General features: G+C 71.3%; 17 protein-coding genes. 5 read left to right on the top strand and 12 right to left on the bottom strand.

What is annotated here, in order from left to right; genetic code table 11:
- Positions 1 to 17 precede the first annotated feature (17 nt).
- From ACFY1H_RS30130 to ACFY1H_RS30120, 3 genes are all read right to left on the bottom strand, one after another.
- Positions 18 to 1,016 carry an ABC transporter permease gene (locus ACFY1H_RS30130; RefSeq protein ID WP_386951845.1) on the bottom strand — a complete coding sequence of 333 codons (999 nt, stop codon included), beginning with the start codon at positions 1,014 to 1,016 and terminating at the stop codon, positions 18 to 20.
- Positions 1,013 to 2,539, bottom strand: a complete 1,527-nt coding sequence (locus ACFY1H_RS30125) for a sugar ABC transporter ATP-binding protein (RefSeq protein ID WP_386951842.1) — start codon at positions 2,537 to 2,539, stop codon at positions 1,013 to 1,015. The genes ACFY1H_RS30130 and ACFY1H_RS30125 overlap by 4 nt, the downstream gene beginning before the upstream one ends.
- Positions 2,540 to 2,830: 291 nt before the next feature.
- Complete coding sequence (locus tag ACFY1H_RS30120; protein WP_386951840.1) at positions 2,831 to 3,355, bottom strand: cupin domain-containing protein; 525 nt, start codon at positions 3,353 to 3,355, stop codon at positions 2,831 to 2,833.
- Between the two features lie 385 nt (positions 3,356 to 3,740).
- Between ACFY1H_RS30120 and ACFY1H_RS30115 the strand changes: the two genes are divergently transcribed.
- Positions 3,741 to 9,212 carry a biotin carboxylase N-terminal domain-containing protein gene (locus ACFY1H_RS30115; protein ID WP_386951837.1) on the top strand — a complete coding sequence of 1,824 codons (5,472 nt, stop codon included), beginning with the start codon at positions 3,741 to 3,743 and terminating at the stop codon, positions 9,210 to 9,212.
- A 452-nt stretch (positions 9,213 to 9,664) separates the two neighbouring features.
- On the opposite strand, the gene ACFY1H_RS30110 is transcribed toward ACFY1H_RS30115, so the two are convergent.
- The gene (locus ACFY1H_RS30110) at positions 9,665 to 10,759 is read right to left on the bottom strand and encodes an iron-containing alcohol dehydrogenase family protein (protein ID WP_386951835.1); all 1,095 of its coding nucleotides are present in this window, start codon (positions 10,757 to 10,759) and stop codon (positions 9,665 to 9,667) included.
- A 258-nt stretch (positions 10,760 to 11,017) separates the two neighbouring features.
- Positions 11,018 to 12,127 (bottom strand): mandelate racemase/muconate lactonizing enzyme family protein, encoded by a 1,110-nt coding sequence (locus ACFY1H_RS30105; protein WP_386951832.1) that lies wholly within the window; start codon positions 12,125 to 12,127, stop codon positions 11,018 to 11,020.
- Between the two features lie 98 nt (positions 12,128 to 12,225).
- Between ACFY1H_RS30105 and ACFY1H_RS30100 the strand changes: the two genes are divergently transcribed.
- The gene (locus ACFY1H_RS30100; RefSeq protein WP_386951829.1) at positions 12,226 to 12,984 is read left to right on the top strand and encodes an IclR family transcriptional regulator; all 759 of its coding nucleotides are present in this window, start codon (positions 12,226 to 12,228) and stop codon (positions 12,982 to 12,984) included.
- Positions 12,985 to 13,228: 244 nt separating this feature from the next.
- Here ACFY1H_RS30100 and ACFY1H_RS30095 read toward each other — a convergent pair whose 3' ends face one another.
- The 4 genes from ACFY1H_RS30095 to ACFY1H_RS30080 form a co-directional block, all read right to left on the bottom strand.
- A complete protein-coding gene (locus ACFY1H_RS30095) occupies positions 13,229 to 14,092 on the bottom strand; it encodes a PadR family transcriptional regulator (RefSeq protein WP_386951827.1) in 864 nt (287 codons plus the stop codon).
- A gap of 277 nt (positions 14,093 to 14,369) precedes the next feature.
- Positions 14,370 to 15,659, bottom strand: coding sequence for an MFS transporter (locus ACFY1H_RS30090; RefSeq protein ID WP_386951824.1), 1,290 nt, complete (start codon positions 15,657 to 15,659; stop codon positions 14,370 to 14,372).
- 192 nt (positions 15,660 to 15,851) lie between these two features.
- A complete protein-coding gene (locus tag ACFY1H_RS30085; RefSeq protein ID WP_386951822.1) occupies positions 15,852 to 16,358 on the bottom strand; it encodes a flavodoxin domain-containing protein in 507 nt (168 codons plus the stop codon).
- Between the two features lie 69 nt (positions 16,359 to 16,427).
- A complete protein-coding gene (locus ACFY1H_RS30080; protein ID WP_386951819.1) occupies positions 16,428 to 17,558 on the bottom strand; it encodes a nitric oxide synthase oxygenase in 1,131 nt (376 codons plus the stop codon).
- 358 nt (positions 17,559 to 17,916) lie between these two features.
- Between ACFY1H_RS30080 and ACFY1H_RS30075 the strand changes: the two genes are divergently transcribed.
- Complete coding sequence (locus tag ACFY1H_RS30075) at positions 17,917 to 18,957, top strand: CobW family GTP-binding protein (protein ID WP_386951817.1); 1,041 nt, start codon at positions 17,917 to 17,919, stop codon at positions 18,955 to 18,957.
- Between the two features lie 107 nt (positions 18,958 to 19,064).
- Positions 19,065 to 19,343, top strand: coding sequence for a hypothetical protein (locus tag ACFY1H_RS30070; protein WP_386951814.1), 279 nt, complete (start codon positions 19,065 to 19,067; stop codon positions 19,341 to 19,343).
- Positions 19,344 to 19,482: 139 nt separating this feature from the next.
- Here ACFY1H_RS30070 and ligD read toward each other — a convergent pair whose 3' ends face one another.
- Together ligD and ACFY1H_RS30060 are read right to left on the bottom strand one after the other, a co-directional pair.
- Positions 19,483 to 20,484: a non-homologous end-joining DNA ligase gene (gene ligD / locus ACFY1H_RS30065; RefSeq protein WP_386951812.1), complete on the bottom strand. Its 1,002-nt coding sequence runs from the start codon at positions 20,482 to 20,484 to the stop codon at positions 19,483 to 19,485.
- On the bottom strand, positions 20,481 to 21,563 hold the full coding sequence (locus ACFY1H_RS30060) for an ATP-dependent DNA ligase (protein ID WP_366586429.1): 1,083 nt from the start codon (positions 21,561 to 21,563) through the stop codon (positions 20,481 to 20,483). Before ACFY1H_RS30060 ends, ligD begins: the two co-directional genes overlap by 4 nt.
- Positions 21,564 to 21,817: 254 nt before the next feature.
- Between ACFY1H_RS30060 and ACFY1H_RS30055 the strand changes: the two genes are divergently transcribed.
- The gene (locus ACFY1H_RS30055; protein WP_366586431.1) at positions 21,818 to 22,057 is read left to right on the top strand and encodes a hypothetical protein; all 240 of its coding nucleotides are present in this window, start codon (positions 21,818 to 21,820) and stop codon (positions 22,055 to 22,057) included.
- A gap of 1 nt (position 22,058) precedes the next feature.
- On the opposite strand, the gene ACFY1H_RS30050 is transcribed toward ACFY1H_RS30055, so the two are convergent.
- Positions 22,059 to 22,853, bottom strand: a complete 795-nt coding sequence (locus ACFY1H_RS30050) for an IclR family transcriptional regulator (protein ID WP_366586434.1) — start codon at positions 22,851 to 22,853, stop codon at positions 22,059 to 22,061.
- Between the last annotated feature and the right edge of the window lie 10 nt (positions 22,854 to 22,863).

Raw genomic sequence — 22,863 nt, 5'->3', positions numbered from 1 at the left:
TTCCCTGGCCAACGTGGCTACGGCCCGGCCTGCGCGCGGCCCGGACGCAGCCGTTGCAGCCCGGCGGCGAACACGATCACCACGCCGACCACGATCAGCTGCACGTTGGAGTCGATGTTGTTGAGCTGGAGGATGTTGTCGAGCACGCCGACGAGCAGCGCGCCCGCCACGGTGCCGAGCACGGTCCCGCGCCCGCCCGAGAGGCTGGTGCCGCCGATGACGACGGCGATGGCGTTGAGCTCGTAGCCGCTGCCGTCGTTGGGGCCGCCGAAGTTGAGCTGTCCCGCGTGGACGATGCCGGCCAGCGCGGCGAGCAGCCCGCAGATGCCGAACACGAGCACCTTGACCCGCACCACGGGCACGCCGGAGAGCCGCGCGGCCTTTTCGTTGCCGCCGATCGCGTAGATGTGCCGGGAGAACGCGCTGAACCGCAGCAGCACCATGGCGAGGGCGGCGACCACGACGAAGATGAGGGCGGGGATCGGGACGGTGCCGTTGAACGTCCGCTCCCCCAGCAGCGAGAACGGCACCGGGGCCTGGCCGGGGCCGTCGCCGTAGGTGATGGACACGCCTTCGCCGCCGGACCACATGCGGGCGAGGCCTCGGGCGATCTGCATGCCGGCCAGGGTGACGATGAACGACTGGATGCGGAACCGGGCGCTCGCGACCCCTTGCACCAGGCCGAAACCCAGGCCGAGGGCGAGGATCGCGAGCACGGCGGGGACGAGGGCCCAGTCGTTCGTGGTGAGCAGTTCGGCGACGCCGACGGACGCGAGGCCCAGCACCGAGCCCACGGACAGGTCGATACCGCCGACGAGGATCACCAGCGTCATGCCGACGGCGAGGATGCCGATCTCGGAGATGGCGCGGACGACGTTGAGCAGGTTGTCCGCGCCGAGGAACACGAGTTCGCCGTCGTTCGAGGGCGAGAACACGATCGCGGCGGCGAACACCACGACGAGCCCGAAGACGCTCTGGAACCGGAACAGCGTGGCGAGCACCGTGCGGCCGGTCACCGGACGTCTCCCATGGAGGCGGCGAGCAGCTCGCCTTCGCCGGCGAGGGCGGTGTCGAGCTCGTGCACGGTCTTGCCGCCGCGCAGCACCACCACGCGGTCGCAGACGCCCACGAGCTCGGCGGGTTCGGACGACGCGAGGAGGATTCCCACCCCGGTTTGTGCGACTTCTCCCAGGATCCGGTAGATCTCGGCCTTCGCGCCGACGTCGACGCCTCGGGTGGGTTCGTCGAGCAACAGCAGATGTGGTTTTGTGAGCAGAGCGCGTCCGAGAACCACCTTCTGCTGGTTGCCGCCGGACAGCGAGCCGACCGGGTCGGCCAGTGTGCGAAGTTTGACACCGAGCTGTTCGGCCGAGGCCTCCGCGGTTTCGCGCTCCCGGCCGGCGGAGACGATGCCGAAGCGGGCCAGTGCGTCGACGATGGAGAGGACGGTGTTGGCGAGGGTCGAGTGGTCGAGCGAGAGGCCGGAGATCCGGCGGTCCTCGGGGACGAAAGCCACGCCGTTGCGGAGCGCGTCTCGTGGGGATCTCGGACGGTATTCCTTGCCGTTGAGCCGGATTTCGCCGCCGGTGATGGTTCCGGGGGACGCGCCGTAGAGGGTTTCGAGGAGTTCGGTGCGTCCTGAGCCGAGCAGGCCGGCGACCCCGACGATCTCGCCGGCACCGACGCTCAGGCTGACCCCGGCCGGTTCGCGGCGGCCGGCCTTCGGGGTGACGACGAGTTCGTCGATTACCAGAACGTGTTCACCTTCGGACGGTTTGGTTTCAGTGGTGAACATCTGCTGCACCGGCCGGCCCACCATCGCTTCGGCGACCTGCGAGGCCGTCAGCTCGCGCGCGGCGAACTCGGCGACGACTTCGCCATTGCGCAGCACCGTCGCCCGGTCCGCGACGCGTCCGATTTCTTCCATGCGGTGGGAGATGTACACCAGGGCCACACCGGCTGTGCGCAACCGGTCGATCACTGCGAACAATCGCTCGACTTCGCGGGGGGAAAGCGCCGAGGTGGGTTCGTCCATGATCAGGATCTGTGCGTTCAGCGACAGCGCTTTCGCGATGGTCACCAATTGTTGTTCGCCCGTGCGCAACCGCTCGACCGGCGTGGTGGCGTCGAGGTCCACACCGGACTGTTCGAGCAGGGCTTTCGTCTGGCGCACCATGCGCTTGTGGTCGAGCACGCCGTAGCGGGTGTGCGGCTCGCGGCCGAGGAACACGTTCTCCGCGACGGACAGCGCCGGCACGAGGTCGAGCTCCTGGTGGATCATCGCGACGCCGGCGCGCTGCGCGTCGGCCGGGCGGGCGAACCGGACCGGCACCCCGCCGATCCGGATCGCCCCCTCCTCGGCGGCCACCTCTCCGGAGAGAACCTTCATCAGGGTGGACTTGCCCGCCCCGTTCTCCCCGAGGAGCGCGTGCACCTCCCCCGCCCACACGGTGAAATCCACCGAACGAACTGCACGCACTCCGCCGTAGGCCTTGCTGACGCCGGCCAGCTCGACCAGCGCGACGCCGTCGTCGCCCATCCCCCTCGATCCCACCGTTCGAGAAATCGATTACCAGCGAAGGTAAGGGGGCCGCCGGAGTGTGTCAAGGGTCACTGGACAACCGGTTGAAAACGAGGGAAACCGGACCAGGTGGAGCGCGGATGTGCGGAAATCTTCGACTGAGTGGGGCAATCCGCTGCGCCGCTCAGTCCACGACCTGGCCGGTCAGGCACCGGCGACGGAGCGACATCCGCGGGTCGGAAAACGCAGCCCGCGACCACGTCGACACAGACCCGTCGGCCGGCTGCGCCGTTCGACAGCAGACGCCGATCAATCCCCCGCCCCACCCGGAAAATCCACCACCGCGGCACGCTCCGGCTCCCCCGCCAGCAGTCGCGTCCACACCGGACTCGTCGTGAAGTGGTTGTCGAACTGCTCCTGCGTGGCGAGCACCTCGGAGGGGTCCGCCGCACCCCGCCGGATGCGGTCGCCCAGGCGGAAGTAGTCGAAGCGGTTCTCGCCCGGGGCCTTGACGATCAGCACGTCGGCGCCGGACTCGGGCAGGGTGCCCCAGGCGTGCACCACGCCCGGAGGGACCAGCAGGTAGTCGCCGGTGGTCAGGACCACGATGTCGTCTCCGACGAGCACGCGGAGGCGGCCGTCGAGCAGGTAGAACATCTCCGGCGCGAGCCGGTGGTAGTGCGGTGGCGGACCGTCCACGCCCGGGCCCAGCGTCGTCCGCACGACGTTCATCACGCCGCCGGTGTCGGCGGCGTCCGCGAGCAGCCACGTGCGGTTCGACTCGGCGCCCAGCACCTCGGCGGCAGCACCCCGGACCAGTACCGGTTCATTCATCCCGATCGACCTCCTCGAAAGCCTGCCAAGATAATACGGCGCCGAACTATTCGAAGTCAAATCAAACCGGCAGGGTTGAACAACCGGTGACGATCACGCACCGTCCCGGCGACAACCTCGGCCACGCTCCGCACTCTCGCCGTTTCCCCAGTGCGCGCACCGTAGGTTTGCCGGGTGGTTTGTGGCAGACCTCGCGCGAAACGTGTCCCCGGCGGTGTGGCCTGGGCAACTTTTTGGCGGGTTCCCACAATGCAGCGGCTCCGGCATGCGCTATGCACGACATTGGTGTACCCGCCGGTAAGGGAGCAGGGTGTAAGCGAAGACAGGCGACGATCCGGACACGGACGTCGCCTGCTGCGCGTGGGTACTTGGGAGGCTCAGTCCGGTGTTCAGTCGTGTCGCCATCGTGAACCGCGGGGAAGCCGCAATGCGGTTGATCCACGCTGTCCGAGATCTTTCCGCGGAGACCGGTACACGGATCGAGACGGTCGCCCTTTACACGGACGCGGACCGGTCCGCGACGTTCGTGCGGGAGGCCGACGTGGCCTACTCGCTGGGGCCGGCCTCGGCGCGCCCGTACCTCGATCTCGCCAAGCTGGAGAAGGCGCTGGTCGAGACGAAGGCCGACGCCGCGTGGGTGGGCTGGGGCTTCGTCGCCGAGGACCCGGCGTTCGCGGAGCTGTGCGAGAAGGTGGGAGTCACCTTCATCGGGCCGAGCGCCGACGCCATGCGCCAGCTCGGTGACAAGATCGGCGCGAAGCTGATCGCCGAGGAGGTCGGCGTCCCGGTGGCGCCGTGGAGCCGCGGCGAGGTCGCGACGCTCGAAGACGCGCTGGCGGCCGGTGACAAGATCGGCTACCCGCTCATGCTCAAGGCCACCGCGGGCGGCGGCGGGCGCGGCATCCGCAAGGTGTCCTCGGCCGACGAGCTCACCGACGCCTACGAGCGCACCAGCCAGGAGGCACTGCGCGCGTTCGGCAGCGGCATCGTGTTCCTGGAGCGCCTGGTCACGGGCGCCCGCCACGTCGAGGTCCAGGTGATCTCCGACGGCGAGACCGCGTGGGCGCTGGGCGTGCGCGACTGCTCGGTGCAGCGGCGCAACCAGAAGATCATCGAGGAGTCGGCGTCGCCGGTCCTCTCGCCGGCGCAGACGGCCGAGCTGAAGTCCTCGGCCGAGCGGCTCGCGGTCAAGGTCGGCTACCGCGGCGCGTGTACCGTCGAGTTCCTCTACCACCCGGGCGAGAAGCTGTTCGCGTTCCTCGAGGTGAACACCCGCCTGCAGGTGGAACACCCGATCACGGAGATCACCACCGGCACGGACCTCGTGCGGCTGCAGCTGCACGTCGCGTCGGGCGGCAAGCTCGAGGGCGAGCAGCCCGCCGAGCTCGGCCACGCCGTGGAGGCGCGGCTCAACGCCGAGGACCCCGACCGCGACTTCGCCCCGTCGCCCGGCCACATCGCGCGGCTGCTGCTGCCGGCCGGCCCGGGCATCCGCGTCGACACCGGCGTGAGCGAAGGCGACACGATCCCCGCCGACTTCGACTCGATGATCGCCAAGATCATCGCCTACGGCCGCGACCGCGACCAGGCGCTCGCCCGCCTGCGCCGCGCGATGTCCGAGACCACCGTGATCATCGAGGGCGGCGCCACCAACAAGAGCTTCGTGCTCGACCTGCTCGACCAGCCCGAGGTGATCGACGCCAGCGCCGACACCGGCTGGATCGACCGCGTCCGCGCCGAAGGCCGCCTGGTCACCAGCAAGCACTCCGCGATCGCGCTCGCCGCCGCGGCCATCGAGGCCTACGAGGACGAGGAAGAGATCGCCCGCGTCCGGCTCCTGTCGACCGCGCACGGCGGGCGTCCGCAGGTGCAGTTCGAAAGCGGCCGTCCGCTCGACCTGAAGCTGCGCGGCGTCGCGTACCGGGTGAGCGTCGCGCGCATCGGGCCGAAGCGTTTCCGCGTCGGCATCAGCGGTGGCGGCGACGTGCACCCGGCCGACGTCGAGATCGAGCGCTTCGACTCCCACAGTGGCCAGATCACCGTGAACGGCACGCGCTTCCGCCTCGTCGCCGCCACCCACGGCCCCATCCACCTGGTCGAGGTCGACGGCATCACCCACCGCGTGAGCCGCGACGAGGGCGGGGTCGTCCGCTCCCCCGCGCCCGCGCTGGTGGTCGCGACGCCGCTGTCGGTCGGCGACGAGGTCGACGCCAACGCGCCGATCCTCGTGCTGGAAAGCATGAAGATGGAGACGGTGCTGCGCGCGCCGTTCCGCGCCCGGGTGCGGGAGCTGACCGTGTCGATCGGCAGCCAGGTCGAGACCGGCGCCGCGCTGATGCGCCTGGAGCCGCTGGCCGACGACGACGACGCGGCGGAAGCCGCCGACGCCGGCGAGACCGTCGAGATCGAGCTGCCCGCCGAGCCCGCGGCCGCCTCCGCCGCCGACCGCGCGGCCCGCGGGCTGCAGGACCTGCGCGGCCTGCTGCTCGGGTTCGACGTCGACCCGCACGACCAGCGCCGCACGCTCGCGGGCTACCTCGCCGCGCGCGCCGAGCAGGGAGCTTCGCGGCCGCTGGCCGCCGAGGTGGAGCTGCTGGGCGTGTTCGCCGACCTGTCGGAGCTCACGCGCAACAAGCCGGCCGGCGAAGACGTCAGCCCGGCGAGCCCGGTGCACAGCGCCCGCGAGTACTTCCACACGTACCTGCAGAGCCTCGACGTGGAGCGCGCCGGGCTGCCCGAGACGTTCCAGGCCCGCCTGCGCCGCGTGCTCGGCCACTACGGCGTGGCCGACCTGGAGCGCACGCCGGAGCTGGAGGAGGCGGTGTTCCGCATCTTCCTTGCCCAGCAACGGTCTTCGTCGGACGTCGCGATCGTCACGGCGCTGCTGCGGCAGTGGCTCACGGAGGCACCGCCGACCGGCGACCTGCGCGAGGAGGCCGGCCTGGCGCTGGAGCACCTCGTGGCCGCCACGCAGGTGCGCCACCCGGCGGTGAGCGACTTCGCCCGCGGTGTGGTGTTCCGCTGGTTCGCCCAGCCGCTGCTGCGCCGCGCCCGCGCGGAGGTCTACGCCGAGGTCCGCCGGAGCCTGAAGTACCTCGACCACAACCCGGACGCGCCGGACCGCGCGAAGCTCATCGCCGGCATGGTGTCCAGCTCCGAGCCGCTGGTGCGGCTGCTCGGCCAGCGCATCGACCGGCCCGGCACGGATCCCGCGCCGTTGCTGGAAGTTCTCACCCGGCGTTACTACGGCAACAAGAGCCTGTCCGAAATCGAACGGCGCGAGGTCGCCGAGTGTGTGTTCGTCACCGCGGAGCACGCCGAGCCCGCGCGGGTGGTCACGACGGCCGTCGACTTCGCGCGGCTGCCCGCCGCCGTCCGCGCCGCGGGTGAGCTGGCGAGCGACGCCGGCAGCTACGCCGTGGCCGACATCTACGTGACATGGGCCGACCAGCCCGACTCCGACACGATGGCCGCGCGGCTCGGCGAGGTCCTCGCCGCGCAGCCGCTGCCGGAGGCGATCACTCGCGTCACCACCACCGTCGCCGGGGGCGGCGGGGCCGTGATGCATCACCACTTCACCTTCCGCCGCGGTGGCGACGGGTTCGCGGAGGACCGGCTGATCCGCGGCCTGCACCCGCGCGTCGCCGAGCGCATGCAGCTGGAGCGGCTGCAGGAGTTCGACCTCACGCGCCTGCCTTCGGCCGACGAAGAGGTGTACCTGTTCAAGTGCGTCGCGCAGGCCAACCCCGCCGACGAGCGGCTGGTCGCGTTGGCGCAGGTGCGTGACCTCACGCCGCTGCGCGAGGCCGACGGCCGGCTCGTGTCGCTGCCCGCGGCCGAGGACACGCTGGCCGCGTGCCTCGACGCGATCCGCAACGTGCAGGCGCAGCGCCCGGCCCGGAAACGCTTCGACACCAACCGGATCGTCGTCTACGTGTGGCCGCCGAGCGACCTGACCATGGACGAGCTGAACCTGCTCGCCCAGCGCGTGCTGCCGTCGACGGCGGGCGCGGGTGTGGAGGAGATCCAGTTCCTGGCACGGCGGCGCAACCCGGAGACGGGCGAGCTGACCGAGCTGGCCGTGACGATCCGCAGCGAGGCCGGCTCGGGCGTGCGCCTGTCGGTCGGCGAGCCGTCGCAGGAGCCGGTGCAGCCGCTGGACGACTACCGCCAGAAGGTGCTGCGCGCGGCGCGGCGCGACACCGTGTACCCGTACGAGCTCACCGACCTGCTCGCCGGCGGGGGCACGTTCACCGAGCACGACCTCGACGACTCCGGCGCCCTGGTGCCGGTCGAGCGGCCGAAGGGGCGCAACAAGGCCGGGATCGTCGCGGGGGTCGTCTCGACGCCGACCGAGCGGGTGCCCGAGGGTGTCACGCGGGTGGTGCTGCTGGGCGACCCGACGAAGTCCCTCGGCGCGCTCGCGGAGCCGGAGTGCGCGCGGGTGATCGGCGCGCTCGACCTGGCCGAGCGGATGCAGGTGCCCGTCGAGTGGTTCGCGCTGTCGTCCGGCGCCAAGATCTCCATGGACTCCGGCGTGGAGAACATGGACTGGATCGCGGCGGCGCTCAAGCGGATCGTCGAGTTCACGCAGGACGGCGGCGAGATCAACATCGTCGTCTCCGGCATCACCGTCGGCGGCCAGCCGTACTGGAACGCCGAAGCCACGATGCTCATGCACACCAAGGGAATCCTGGTCATGACGCCGGATTCGGCGATGGTGCTCACGGGCAAGCAGTCGCTCGACTTCTCCGGTGGCGTGTCGGCCGAGGACAACTTCGGCATCGGCGGCTACGACCGCGTGATGGGCCCGAACGGCCAGGCGCAGTACTGGGCGCCGAACCTGGCGGGCGCGCGCGACGTGCTGATGTCGCACTACGACCACACATACGTCGTGCCGGGCGAACCCGGCCCGCGCACCGCGGTGACGGCGGACCCGGTCAGCCGCGACATGTCGGACTTCCCGCACGCGATCGTCGGCAGCGACTTCACCACGGTGGGCCAGATCTTCTCGGCCGAGCACAACCCGGACCGGAAGAAGCCGTTCGACATCCGCACGGTGATGCGCGCACTGTCCGATCAGGACCACCCGGTGCTGGAACGCTGGGCCGGCATGGCCGACGCGGACACCGCGGCCGTGCAGGACGTCCACATCGGCGGGCACCCCGTGTGCCTGCTCGGCATCGAGTCGCGCTCGGTGCCGCGCCGCGGCTTCCCGCCCACCGACGGCCCGGACACCTACACCGCGGGCACCCTGTTCCCGCGTTCGTCCAAAAAGGCCGCCCGCGCGATCAACTCGGCCAGCGGCAACCGTCCGCTGGTGGTGCTGGCGAACCTGTCGGGCTTCGACGGCTCCCCCGAGTCCATGCGCAAGCTGCAGCTGGAGTACGGCGCCGAGATCGGCCGCGCGATCGTCAACTTCGACGGCCCGATCGTGTTCACCGTGATCTCCCGCTACCACGGCGGGGCGTTCGTGGTGTTCTCCAAGGCCCTCAACCCGAACATGACGGTGCTCGCCCTGGAGGGCTCCTTCGCCTCCGTGCTGGGCGGCGCGCCGGCCGCCGCGGTCGTGTTCTCGGGCGAGGTCAACACCCGCACGGCGAACGACCCGCGGGTCTCCGCGCTACAGGCCCGCCTGGGCGAACTCAGCGGCGCCGAGCGCGCGGCCTGCGCGGCCGACCTGGCGGAGGTGCAGTCGTCCGTGCGCGCCGAGAAGCTGGGCGAAGTGGCCGCCGAGTTCGACCGCGTGCACAGCATCCAGCGCGCCGTCGAGGTCGGCTCGGTCGACGCGATCGTCAGCGTGGCGGACCTGCGGCCGCGGATCGTGGAGGCGATCGAGCACGGGTTGAAGCGCTGAGGTTTGTGGGAAACGCCGGACTCCGGGTGGGGTCCGGCGTTTTTCTTTGTCCTCAGTAGACGGAGGTGCCGCGCGGTTCGGCAGCCGGTTTTGTCCTTAGTAGACGGAGGTGGCACGGCCGGGCGCGAAGGCGGCGCCTCCGGCTCGCTGAGACGCGGCGCCTTGCGGGTGCGGCCTCGACCGGAGGCCGGCCTTCACCTCTCGGCGGCGCTGCAAGCCGCGACCACCTCTAAGGCGGATCGGTGCAGCGGTTGGATGCCCGACCGGCACGTCCTCGGTAGACGGAGGTGCGGCGGCCGGACGCGAGGACGGCACTTCAGGCTCGCCGAGACGCGGTGCCTTGCGGGTGCGGCCTCGACCAGGCGCGGGCCTTCGCCCCTCAGTGGTGCCGCAAGCCGTGCGCACCACCAAGGCGGATCGGTGCGGCCGTTCGAGGTCCGGCCGGGTTGTGCTCAGTAGACGGAGGCGAGCAGCTCCTCGACCTCGGCTTGGTGTGGTGGGCGGGGAGCGTTTTTCGTCACCGCGTCGGCCAGGGCGGTTGCGGCCAGGGTGGGCAGGTCGGCGCGGGTGAGGCCGAGGTCGCGGAGGGGGCGTTTGAGGTGGACGGCCCTGGAGATCGCGTGGACGGCGTCGAGGGCGGTCGGGGCGCCGAGGGAGGCGGCGACTTGGGCGTAGGCGGTGGCCGCGAAGGGGGCGGTGTAGGTCATGACCTCCTCGAGGACCGCGGCCAGCGCGACGCCGTGCGGGGTGCCGGTGCGGGCGGTGATGGCGTGGCCGAGGCCGTGGACCAGGCCGAGGCCCGAGCGGGTCAGGGCGTGGCCCGCGAGGTGAGCGCCGAGCATGAGGTGGGAGCGGGCTTCCAGGTTGGCGCCGTCGCGGTAGGCGATGGGGAGCCAGGTGCCGACGAGGGTGAGGGCGCGGGCGGCGTCGGCGCGTGACGTGGCGTCGGAGCCGAGGGAGGCGAGGGATTCGACGCCGTGGACGAGGGCGTCGAGGCCGGTGGCGGCGGTGATCGGGGCGGGGAGGCCGAGTGTGAGCTCAGGGTCGAGCACGGCGATGCGCGGGCGGACCGAATCGTGTCCGATGTAGACCTTGCGGCGGGCGCAGACGTCTTCCACCACGCCGAAGCCGTTGGTCTCCGCGCCGGTCCCGGACGTCGTGGGCACGGCGATGATCGGCAGACCGTCCGAAGCGGACCACAGCGTGTCGGCGTCGGCGGCGAGCGAGCCGGGGTTGCCGGCCAGCAGTGAGATGCCCTTGGCCGCGTCCAGCGCGGACCCGCCGCCAAGGGCGATCACGACGGGCGCGCCGTGCTCGCGCAGGCGGGCGGCGCCGCGGTCGAGCTCCGTCGTCGCGGGGTTGGGGCCGATGTCCTCGTGCACCACGAATTCCACGCCGGCGGCGGAGAAGATCTTCTCCACGCGCCCGACGATGCCCGTCGCGCGCAGGCCGCGGTCGGTCACCACGAAGACCCGCGATCCGCCCAGCTCAGCGGCGAACTCCGGCAGCCGTTCGACGAAGCCGGGCCCGAACTCGGTCCGCACCACGCGTGCCCCTTCCCGTTCGAGGTGGACAAGTCGACAACTCAGGCGAGATCGAGCCAAGTGGTCTTCAGCGCCGTGTACGCGTCGAGCGCGTGCAGCGATTTGTCGCGCCCCGCACCGGTCGCCTTGAACCTGCCGAACGGGGTGATGACGTCGTTCGCGTCGAACGCATGCCGGACAACGGGTCCACGAACCCGCCGGCGATGAAGGGCCGGGTCTCAGGGGTCAGGTTGCGCGCTGCGGCGAGCCAGTCTTCGTAGGTCAGATCCGCCATAGGTCCACCGCCTCCTCGTCGAGTTCGACGCCGAGCCCGGGCCGCGGCGGCACGGTGAGCTCGCCGCCCGGGGTGATCGTCAGGGGTTCGGCCAGCATGAAGTCGCGACGCTGCGGGGTCCAGCCCGGCGGGTCGTACGGGAACTCCAGGTACGGGCCGGCGCCGACACCCGCGGCCAGCGCGAGGTTCGCGAGCAGGCCGATGCCGTTGGTCCAGCTGTGCGGGGTGAACGCGCGGTGCTTCAGCTGTGCCACCTCGGCGAGGGTGCGGGCGCGGTGCATTCCCACCGCGAGCACGGCGTCCATTTGGTAGACATCGAGCACGTCCTGTTCGAGATAGCGCAGCAGGTCGGGCACGGAGTGGTGCATTTCTCCCGCGGCGATGCGAAGTCCGGGGTTTTCCGAACGCAGCGTGCGAAAACCTTGAACATCGGCGTAGGGCAAGGGTTCCTCGACCCAGAACACGTCGAGCTCGGCCAGGCGGCGCACGAGCCGGCGGGTCGCGGCGAGATCGGTGGCGGGCGCGGTGTCGCCGGCCATGCGCCAGGACTGGTTGAGATCCACCATGATGTGAAAATTCGAACCGAGAGCATCACGCACGGCGGCGACGGTCTCCACGCCCTCGTCGGCGCGGTCGCGGTCGATGCGGATCTTGAGCGCGCGGAACCCCGCTTCCCGGGCCTGTTGCGCGGCTTCGACGCGTTCGGCCGGCGGTTTGAGCTCCGCCGAGGAAGCGTAGACGGGCAGCGACCGGGCGGAGTTCCCGAAGAGCGTGGCGACGGGCAGGCCCGCGACCTGGCCGATGACGTCCCACAGCGCGGCTTCGAGCGGCCAGTAGCGGCCGCCGTGGAAGTTGGCCGTCTCAATGGCCTTGACGTGGCGGACGATGTCGAGCGGATCGGCGCCGACGAACAGGTGCTCGACGGCTTCGAAGCCCGCCATCGTGTCGCCGGAGCCGATGCCGGTGATGCTTTCGTCGGTGTGGACGCGCACGATCGTGGCGTCGAAGTGCCGCCGGGGCTCGGGGTCCCACGCCGCGTGCAGCGGGGGGTCGAGCGGCAGGCGCAGGCGGTCGAGGGTGATCGCGGTGATCTTCATCGGCTTCGACGCTACGAGCGCGCCGGGCGGGCCGACAAGGGTGCGCGGGACATCGCAACGTGTGTTGCGCTCAGGCCAACTCGGTTTAGGGTTCGGCCATGACTGCGTCGGGGTACGGCCTGCGCCGCGACCTCGACCTGCTCGAGGCGCTGGCGTCGGCCGAGGCCCAGCGCGCGGGCGGCCTCGGCGTGGTGCGGCTAGCCGCGGTGACCGGGCGCGAGAAGAGCCAGGTTTCGCGCGCGCTCAAGGCACTGGCCCTGGAGGGCGTGGTCGAGCGCGACCCCGACACTCTCCGCTATCGCATGGGCCGGCGTCTGTTTTCGCTGGTCGCGCGCAGTGCCGAGGACCGTCTCGTGCGGGCCGCGGAGCCCGTGATGCACTCGCTGTCGGCGGATCTGGAGGAGACGAGCCACCTGTGTGTGCTGCGCGACCGCGAGGTGCTGACGCTGCTTTCGGTGTCGGGGCACTCGTTCCGCGTCCACGAATGGGAGGGCCGCGGCGTCCCGGCCGCTCGCACCTCCGCCGGGCGCGTGCTGCTGTTCGACGCGACGCCGGACGAGCTCTACGTGCGCTTCCCGGACCACCCGGCGCTGCCCACGTTGTGGACCACGATCCGGGCCGCCCGTGACAAGGGGTTCGCCCGGGTGGTGGAGGAGTTCGAGCCCGGGCTGTCCGGCGTCTCGGCTCCGGTGCGGGACTTCCGGGGTCGGGTGGTGGCGGCGTTGAACATCTCGGCGCCGCACGCGCGAATCGGTTCACGGCTGGACGAGGCCGGGGCCCGGACCGTGGCGGCGGCGGATGTGGTTTCGGCGCACCTGGGCTGGGATCCGGAACCCCCGCCGGGCCGGATGACCTGAGGTGCACCGGAGTCTCGGCGGTGGCATCGAACCCCGGGTGGTTCAGGAGGGTGCTTCGATGGCGGGCAGTTGTTTCGGGGCAACGGAACGAACCGGCACTCGTCCGCCGGTCAGGCCGGTGGCGGGTGTCGATGCGTCACCACGAGCGGCAGGCGACCAGGACCGGGTCGAGCGTGACCCGGTCCTGGTGCCGGCGTGGCGGACGGGCGCCGAGTCCAGTGTGGACTCGACGCCCGTCCGGCGGTCAGTCTTCGGAGTCGTCCTGGTCTTCGGCGAGGAGGGCGTAGAGGCGGCGGCGCGCGTCGGCGAGGATCTTGCGCATCTCGGCGGCCTGGGAGTCGGTGCCGGTGTACGCGACCTGGCCCGCGGCGGCCCAGAGGTCGCCGAGCTGCTTGTGCAGGGCGGCGAAGCGGTCGGCGGCCGGGTCGTCCTCGGGAGCGTGGGACGCCCAGAGCGCCGCGAACTCCTCCTCGCGGCCCGCGACGTGCTCGCGCCCCGCCTCGGTCAGCTGCGCGACGCGGCGGCCGCCTTCCTCGGCCGAGCGGACGAGACCCTCGTCCTCCAGCTGCTGCAGGATCGGGTAGATCGAGCCCGGGCTCGGACGCCACTCTTCGTTCGAGCGACGGCGGATTTCCTGCATGAGCTGGTAGCCGTGCATCGGACCTTCGGCGAGCAGGGCCAGCACCGCCGGGCGCACGGGCCGCGCCGGTCCCCGTGACCCGCGGCCGCCCCACTGACGGCCGTCGAACCAGGCGCGCGGACCGCCGGGGCCGCCCGGGAAACCTGGTCCGCCGGGGAAACCCGGTCCACCGGGAAACCCGGGCCCCGGCGGAACCGGCGGCATCGGCGGCGGCGGAGGAAAGCCGCCCGGCCCGCGCGCCGCATCGGGCGCAAAGCCGAAGGGCTCACCGGGGCCGTGGTGGGGGCCGGGCCCGTGATGGCCGCCGAAGAACTCGGGGGCGCCGGGGCCGTGGTGCTCGAATGCGTGGTGCTCGCCGTGGCCGGGGGCGTGGTGTTCGAAGCCGAAGTGGGCAGTGTGGTGGTGGCCGTGGCGCTCGGGGCCACCGAAGCCGCTGAACATGTGGTGGGCGCCTGCTGTCCTGGTCATGAGAATCCCTTCGTGTGCTATCGCCGACATAGCCACGATATATCGGCGCACTATCGTCGGCAACCCCGCAGGTCAGAGCGTTGAAGGGTGACTTTGAGGCCGTCCGGGCCACAGATCGGCGCCCGCCGGCGTGCGGATCAGCATGGTGATCCGCACCGGTGGGTGCGCCCGGCTGACGGGTCGCGCGTTGGACGCGAGCGGCGAAGGGGCAGCCGCAGCGGAACCGGCCTTTCCGTGCTGCCCGAGAGCCGGGCAGCACGGGAAGGGCCGACCGGTACTACTGCACGCTCGTCGCCGGCGCGGTGGTGGCCGCTTCGCCGCCGAAGCGGATGGACTTGGCTTCCTTGCCGACGGCGGTCAGCACGGCGACGCCGACCAGCGCCGGAATGACTGTCCACAAGAGAGCGGCCGAATAGCCCTGCGACTGGGCGATGGCTTCCTGGATCGGCAGGTTCAGCGCGGCCAGCAGGTTGCCCAGCTGATACGTGACGCCGGGGTAGAAGCCGCGGATCGCGTCGGGGGACATTTCGGTGAGGTGGGCCGGGATGACGCCCCAGGCGCCCTGCACCATGATCTGCATGAGGAACGACCCGAGGGCCAGCATGCCGGCGCCGTGGTCGAAGGCGAAGATCGGGATGATCGGCAGGCCCAGCACGGCGGCGCTGACGATGGTCACGCGCCGCCCGAAGCGTTCGGACAGGGCGCCGAACGTGAGGCCGCCGATGATCGCGCCGATGTTGTAGATCACGGCGATCCACGTGCTCGTCGACGCGCTCAGGCCGGCGCCGCCGTGGTCGGTGGACTTGAGGAACGTCGGGTACACGTCCTGCGTGCCGTGGCTGAGCCAGTTGAACGCCGTCATCAGGATGATCAGGTACACAAAGCGGCGGATCACCTTGCCGTTGAGCAACACGTCCTTCACCGACGTACGGGTGACCCGCATCTTCTCCTGCGCCGCCTCCCACACCTCGGATTCCTTGACGCGGGCGCGGATCAGCAGGCTGATGAGCGCCGGGAACACGCTCAGCACGAAGATCCAGCGCCAGTCCAGGTCGAGCGCGGTGTGGAACAGCAGGTACGCCAGCGCGGCCACGAGGTAGCCGCTCGAGTAGCCGGCCTGCAGCACGCCCGAGAAGAACCCGCGCCGCTGCACCGGAATCTTCTCCATGGCCAGCGCCGCGCCCAGGCCCCACTCGCCGCCCATGCCGATGCCGTAGACGAACCGCAGGATCAGCAGCACGGTGAAGTTCGGCGCCACCGCGCAGAGCACGCCGGCGACCGAGTACAACAGCACATCCACCATCAACGGGATCCGCCGGCCGACGCGGTCCGCCCACAGCCCGAACACCAGCGCCCCCACCGGCCGCATCACGAGCGTCGCCGTGGTGATGAACGCGAGCTGCGTCGCCGTCGCGCCGAAGGACTTGTCCTTGGCGATGTCGGCCAGGATGAACACGACCAGGAAGTAGTCGAACGCGTCCATGGTCCACCCGAGCCAGGCGGCGATGAACGCGTTGCGCTGGTCGGAGGTGAGTTTGGGTTTCTTGCCCGCCGTGGCATCCGGCACCGGAGTCCCCCTGCTCGTTGGTGAGTTTCGAGGTGTCGCCGGTGTTGGTCTACACCTGAGTGAGTGACCGGGCAACCGATGTGGTTTGGCGGTTTTGGTGTCATTCAAGGGGTTTGCGCGGATTCCGGCACGGCCGGAGCAGGGCGCGCGACGATCGGGAAGACGCTCGTCACAGTTGAAACGGGCAGGTGGTCAGAGAGAAACGTGCGAGCTCACGTGGTGGCCGACATCGCGGGCCCACGTGCGGATTCGGGCCCAGTCACGGAAATCGCCGGCACGGGACCCACGCGCCATCAGCCGCGGCAGAATCCCCCGGACTAGCGCGGGGTCCAACCGCCCGCCGAACGTGGTGGTGCGTTCCGCGTCGATGCTCGCCGCCAGGAGGGCCACGGACGCGGGCAGGCTCACGTGCACGAGGGACGCGCCGGGGCCGCACGGGCCACTGTGGAAGAGCCAGACCTGGCGTTCACGCAAGGCTTCCACGTTGCGCTCCAGCAACCGCACGGCCGACGGGCGCCAGCGCGAGTAGTACAGCGCGCTCCCGACCACCACGGCCGCATAGCCCGCCACGTCGGCGACGTCGGCCGCGTCCCGCGTGTCCACGGTGTGGCCGAGGGCGCGCAGCTCCTCCGAGACCACCTCGGCGATCTCGCGGGTGCCGCCGTTCTTGCCTGCGTGGGCGACGAGCACTGCGGTCATGTCCCCATTGTCCGCCCTCCGCGGACCGTCGGCGCCCCCAGTTCGCAGGGATCCGCCGAACGGCTGTTCTCATTGACCAGGGAGCAGGAACGCCGGCCGCGTCGCGGGGTCGGGTTCGTCGTAGTAGCGGTGGAAAACCGGCGTCTGCGCGCCGGAAATCGGTGGCACGAGCCAGCTCCAGTCGGCCGGGCACGACCGGCCCGCTCGCTCCTCGCGCTCGAGGTGCGTCAGGAACCGCTGTGACTCCGAGTGGTGGTCGGCGATGGTGACCCCCGCTTGGTCGAACGAATACTGCACGGCCAGCGTCAGCTCCACGAGCGCACGGTCGCGCCACAGCGTGCGGTCGTCGTCCGTCGCCAGGCCCATGAGGCCGGCGATGACGGGGAGCAGGTTGTAGCGCGCGACGTCGGCGAGGTTGCGCGCGCCGATCTCCGTGGCCATGTACCAGCCGTTGAACGGCGCCGCGGAGTAGCGCACGCCGCCGATCTCCAGCGGCATGTTGCTGATGGCGGGCACGGCGTGCCAGCGCAGGCCGAGGCCGGCGAACCAGCGGTGGTCCGGGTGCGTGAGCGGCACCTCCAGCACGGCGTCGGCGGGCAGGCCGAACAGCTGCGGCGAACCCGGTTCCGCCTCGACGAGCAGCGGGAGCACGTCGAACGAACCGCGCCGCTCGGGCGGGCGCCAGCCCAGCTCGCGCACGGTGTCGGTGAACTCGACGTACTGCGGATCGCCCAGCACGGAGCCGTCTTCGAGGCGGTAGCCGGCGTAGCGGATGAGCTGGTCGTTGTGGATGCGCGGGCCGGGCGTGGTCGGGCTGTCCGGCGCGAACACCGTGAGCGTGGGCCGGATCCGACCGCCGCGGGTCGCTTCGCGCAGGTGCGTGACGCATTCGGCGGCGACTCCCGCGGCGTCGCGCACGTCGCGCCGGTCGCGCACGCGCAGGCCGCGCCAATAGAGCCGGCCGATGCAGCGGGCGGAGTTGCGCCACGCCACGCGCGCGCCGTGGGCCAGTTCGGCGTGGGTGTGCCGGTAGGAACCGGTTTCGGCGATCTCCTCCTTGATCTGCGCGAGCCGCTCGTCGACGCGCAGGCCGGGCACGGCGGCTTCCGCGTGGCAGAGCCGGATGAATTCCTCGGCCTCGCCGTATTCGACGGTTGTCACCCTTTCGGGCGCCAACGGTGCGTCGAAATTCACTCGCATGGACGCAATGGTCACCGGGCTACTCCACTGGCAGAAAGCACAACCCGCGACACGCAGGCAAGACCCACTGTTCCTCCGTCATTCGGTGCTGATCCGAGCCGGCGGCGACAAATCCCGTAGCCCCAAGGGTTTCGCCAGAACGGGAAGCGTACCCGAAGCGGCGTTCCAGGCAACCGCCGAATGTGCCGGGCACCGCCCGCGAAATGCGGAATTCGCAGGTAGGCGGCGGTGCTGCGGGCGCGGAAATAATTGCGTCACCTCGACCTTGCACAATGTGTCCGGAAATTGATCACGACCTGGAAGCGGTTCCGTGATCACTTGGCGGTAAGGTCGGTGCGACGGCGGGAGGGGTGTGATCGTGGCCAGGCAGCGGATCCCGGTGGTCCTCGTCACGGGGTTCCTCGGCTCGGGCAAGACCACGATGCTCAACCACCTGCTCGCCAACCGCCAGGGCGCGCGGGTCGGCGTGGTGGTCAACGACTTCGGCAGCGTGAACATCGACGCGCTCGCCGTGTCCGGCCAGGTCGACACCATGGTCTCCCTCGGCAACGGCTGTCTCTGCTGCGCCGTCGACGCGAGCGGGCTCGACGCGATGCTCGGGCGGCTGTCGAGCTCCGAAGCCGGCATCGACGTGATCGTGGTCGAGGCCAGCGGCATCGCCGAGCCGCGCGACCTGCTGCGGCTGATGATCGCGAGCGAGAACCCCGACATCCGCTACGGCGGCCTCGCCGAAGTCGTCGACGCCGCGGAGTTCGAGAGCACCCGCGAACGCCACCCCGAGCTGGCCGACCACCTGCGCATCGCCGACCTGGTCGTGGTCAACAAGGCCGACCGCGCCACGGCCGACGAGCTCGCCAAGCTGACCGCGACCGTCGAGGAGTTCGCGCCGGGCGTGCCGGTGCTGGTGACCGACCACGGCCGGGTGGACCCGGAGCTGTTCTTCGACCCGAAGCCGCGCGAACGCTTCGGCCAGCTGTCCTTCGACGACCTGCGCGAAGACGACCACGACCACTCGCAGCACCTCCACGCGGCCTACGAGAGCGTCACCTTCACCGCCGACCGCCCGCTGTCGCCGCGGCGGCTGCTGGCATTCCTCGAACAGCGCCCGCCCGGCCTCTACCGCGTCAAAGGCCACGTGGACCTGGGCCCGCGCGCGCGGTTCGGGCTGCACACCGTGGGCGCATTCATCCAGCTCGACCGCTCCCCCTGGCCCGCGGGACGGCCACACCGCACCGAGCTCGTGCTGATCGGCGCCGGCCTCGACGCCGACGACGTCACGCGGCGCCTCACCGAGTGCGTGGCCGAAGCCGACGACATCGACGAACGCGGCCTGCTGCGGATCTTGCGTTACCTCAACGAACCGGCGCCTGACCAGGCAGAAGAGTCTCCAGAGGACTGAGCGCGCCACGCCGAACACCGCCAAACGCACGGATTCCCGCACCGCGCGACGGAAGATGGCTGTGACGAAGGAATGAAGCTGAACCGGCCTCCCAGGAGGACAGTTCCATGGCGACAATCCCCACAGTCCACACCGCGACGCGCTGGTACCTCGTCGGCGTCCTGCCCGACGACGCGCCCGTCGCCCATCTCATGACCCGCGCCGGCGACCTGCGCTACCGCCGCTCGGTCTGCGGCGAACGCGAGTCCCGCACGTGGACACCGGTCGACCTCACGGCCCCGGGCACCGGCGACGTCACCCCGTGCCCCACCTGCGCCGCGACCCTGTCCGGCGCACCACCAGGAGACGGCGACGGTCAGCTGGCGTTCGACCTGCCGTTCGCGTGACGCGCGAGGTCTTCGACGGAGCAGCCGCTCTCCGGGTCGTTCTCGTGCGCCGGGAACGCGGGGATCCGCCGGTCGCCTTCGCGCTCGTACAACCGCCTCGCTGCGGGCTGCCGCAGGCCGGTCTCGAGCCGCAGCCGGCTCAGCTCTTCTTCGCGCGGCTCGGCGCCACGCGCGGCGGCTCGCCCGGCATCTTCGGGTACACCGGCGGCCAAGGGGCGTCCATCAGGCCCGACGCGAGGTCCGTGCGGGACAGCTCCAGCAGCGGTTCGATGGACTGCGGCCGGTCGTTCGCGCCGGCCCAGGGGTCGCCGTGCTCGGCGACGAGAGCGGGCACCGAGGTCAGGGTGAGCGTGTCCGGGATGACGGTGGCGAGGTCGGCCCACGAGATCGGCGTGGACACCTGGCCGCCGACGCGCGGGCGGACGCACCACGCGCCGAAGACCGTTTTGTGCGGGGCGTTCTGGTTGAAGTCGACGAAGACGCGCGCGCCGCGTTCCTCCTTCCACCACTGGGCCGTGATGAGGTCCGGGTGGCGGCGTTCGAGAGCCCGCGCGAGGGCGACCGCGGCGGCGCGGACCTGGTAGCCGTCCCAGCGGGGTTCGAGGATGGCGTAGAGGTGCAGGCCGCGCGAGCCGGAGGTCTTCACGTGGACCTCGATGCCCAGCTCGGTCAGGAACTCGCGCACGAGCACCGCCGCGTCGCGCAGCTGCGGGAAGCCGATGCCGGGCGACGGGTCGAGGTCGATCCGCAGCTCGTCGGCGATGTCGAGCGACGCGGCACGGTTGGGCCACACGTGGAAGCCGAGGCAGCCCTGGTTCACGGCCCACAGCACGTGGGCGAGGTCGGCGGCCACGAGGGCGTCGCTGGTCGTGCCGTTGGGCGTGGAGACGACGGTGGTGGTCAGCCACTTCGGGGCGGTCTTGGGGACGCGTTTCTGAAACCAGCTCTTGCCGCCGGCACCGTCCGGGTAGCGCTCCAGCAGCAGCGGGCGGCCGCCGAGGCGGTCGAGCAGCGGGCCGGCCACGGCCTGGTAGTAGCGCACGAGGTCGAGCTTCGTCTCCCCGCGCTCGGGGAAGTACACCTTGTCCGGGCTCGAGATCGTCAGCTCGACACCGTCGAGCTCCAGCACCACGCCGCTCATCTCGTCTCCCCGAACAACGTCGCCAGCTCGGCCGGCGGCGCCTCCTCCAGCTGCGCGTACGTGCACGAAGCCGGGTCACGGTCGGGGCGGAAGCGCACGAGCCGCCCGCCGTGGCGGAACCGGCCGCCCTGCAGGTGCTCGTAGCGGACCTCCGCGACCCACTCCGGCCGCACGGCCTCCCACGACAGGTCCTTCTGCGGCGCCCACCGGCTGTTCGCGCCGGGCCGGCGGCCGGGCTCGGGCTCGTACTCGGCCCAGGTGCGCCACGGGTGGCCCTCCAGCGCGTTCTCCCGCAACGGCGCCAGCTCCTCGACCAGCTCGCGGCGCCGCTTGGCGGTGAAACTGCTGGCCACGCCCACGTGGTGCAGCGCGCCGGCGTCGTCGAACAGGCCGAGCAGCAGCGAACCCACGCCCTGCCCGTCCTTGTGCCAGCGGAACCCGGCGACGACGCAGTCGGCCGTGCGTTCGTGCTTGACCTTCCACATCACGCGTTTGTCCTGCTCGTACGGCTGATCGGCCGGCTTGGCCATCACACCGTCGAAGCCGGCGCCCTCGAAGCGGGTGAACCAGTCCTCGGCCGTGTCCGGATCCGTGGTCAGCGGCGTCAGGTGGACGCGCTGCAGGCCGCCGGACGGGTTGTCGCCGAGCAGGTCTTCCAGCATCCGCCGGCGCGTGCGGAACGGTTCCCCGGTGAGATCGCGCTCGCCCAGGGCCAGCAGGTCGAACGCGATGAAACTCGCCGGCGTCTCCTCGGCCAGTTTCCGCACGCGGCTCGCCGCCGGGTGCAGCCGCAGCTGCAGCGACTCGAAGTCCAGGCCCCGCGGCGTGACCAGCACGATCTCGCCGTCGACCACGCACTTCTCCGGCAGCGCGTCGCCCAGCAGCTCGACCAGCTCGGGGAAGTAGCGCGTGAGCGGGCGGTCGTTGCGCGAACCCAGCTCCACCTCGGCGCCGTCGCGGAACACGACGCAGCGGAACCCGTCCCACTTGGGCTCGAACCAGAGCCCCTCGGTCCTCGGGACCTCGTGCACGGCCTTGGCGAGCATCGGCCGCACGGGCGGCATCACGGGAAGCTCCACGCGCCGATCCTAGGCCGAGCCGCCGCTGACCAGCACCGTTTTGACCTTCCTCGCCCGTTCGGGAAGAAGTTTCCCCGCTGCGGCGAAGACGTGGTGAAAGCTGTCCCGACTGGGAGGAACCCCCCGCGTGAGGAGAGGCAGAGAAACGACCGCACCGGTGGGCGACGCCGGGCCGGCCGCGCGGTTCCGGCTGGAGCCCGAGGCGTTCACCGAGGTGCACGACCGCAGAGTCCGGTGAGGGCCACGAAAGCCGCGTGGTCTCGGCGATCACGGCCCGCGGCACGCTCGCGGCCGCGCCGGCCGAGCTCCCGCACGGCGAGCGCGATGTGCTGTTGCTGCTGGCGCTCGCGCAACTCGATTACAACGAGGTGGCCCCGGCCCCGCCCGCCACGCCGACCGTCGTCCAGTCTGGACAGCGGGTGCTGCCCGCCGCCGCGACCGTCGCCGAGCGCACGCCCGACGCGACCGGCACCTGCTGGCACGTGCCGCAGTAGGTCACGGGCGGGCGCGGCCCGCCGGGAACACCCGCGCCGGCCCGCCCGCCAGGGCCCGGCCGATGCCGCGCGCGGCCGCCATCACCAAGGGCGCCAACGCGGCCGGCTGGGCACTGCCGGCCCGGACCACAAGGGACACTGCCGCCGCGACCGTGCCGTCGGCGGTGGACACCGGGGCGCCGACCGACAGCGCGTCGACGGTGACCTGCCCGTCGCTCACGGAGTAGCCCTGTTTGCGGACGTCGGCGAGCACGCGGCGCAGCCGAGCCGGATCGCAGACGGTCTTCGCGGTGTAGCCGTGCAGGGGCCCGCCGAGCACTTCCTCCTGCACGGCCGCGGGCGCGTGGGCCAGCAGCACGAGGCCGACGCCCGTGGCGTGCAGGGCGAACCGGCCGCCGACCCGGGTCCAGACCGGCACGGCGTCGCGCCCGGCGATGCGTTCGACGAACACCACCTCCAGGCCCTCGCGCACGGCGAGCTGCACGTTCTCGTGCGTGACCTCGTACAGGTCCTCCAGGAACGGCATCGCCGCGTCACGCAGGCCGAGCCCGCGCGGCGCGAGCGACGCGACCTCCCACAGCCGCAGCCCGATGCGGTAGCGCCCCGCCGCGTCGCGTTCCAGCGCACCCCATTCGACGAGCTCGGCCGCGCGCCGGTGCGCGGTCGCGAGCGAGACACCGGACCGCCGGGCCAGCTCGCTGAGACTCAGATCCGCGGCGTCCGGGGTGAAAGCCTCGAGCAGCGCCAGCACCTTGCTGGTCACGGAGGTGCCCGTCGCCGGGGCTTGCCGGGTCATCGCCTCACGC

It is taken from the genome of Amycolatopsis sp. NPDC001319 (assembly GCF_042896185.1).
Classification (GTDB): Bacteria; Actinomycetota; Actinomycetes; order Mycobacteriales; family Pseudonocardiaceae; genus Amycolatopsis.
Note: the sequence above shows the minus strand (reverse complement) of the source record. Positions and strands in the feature narration are given on the sequence as shown.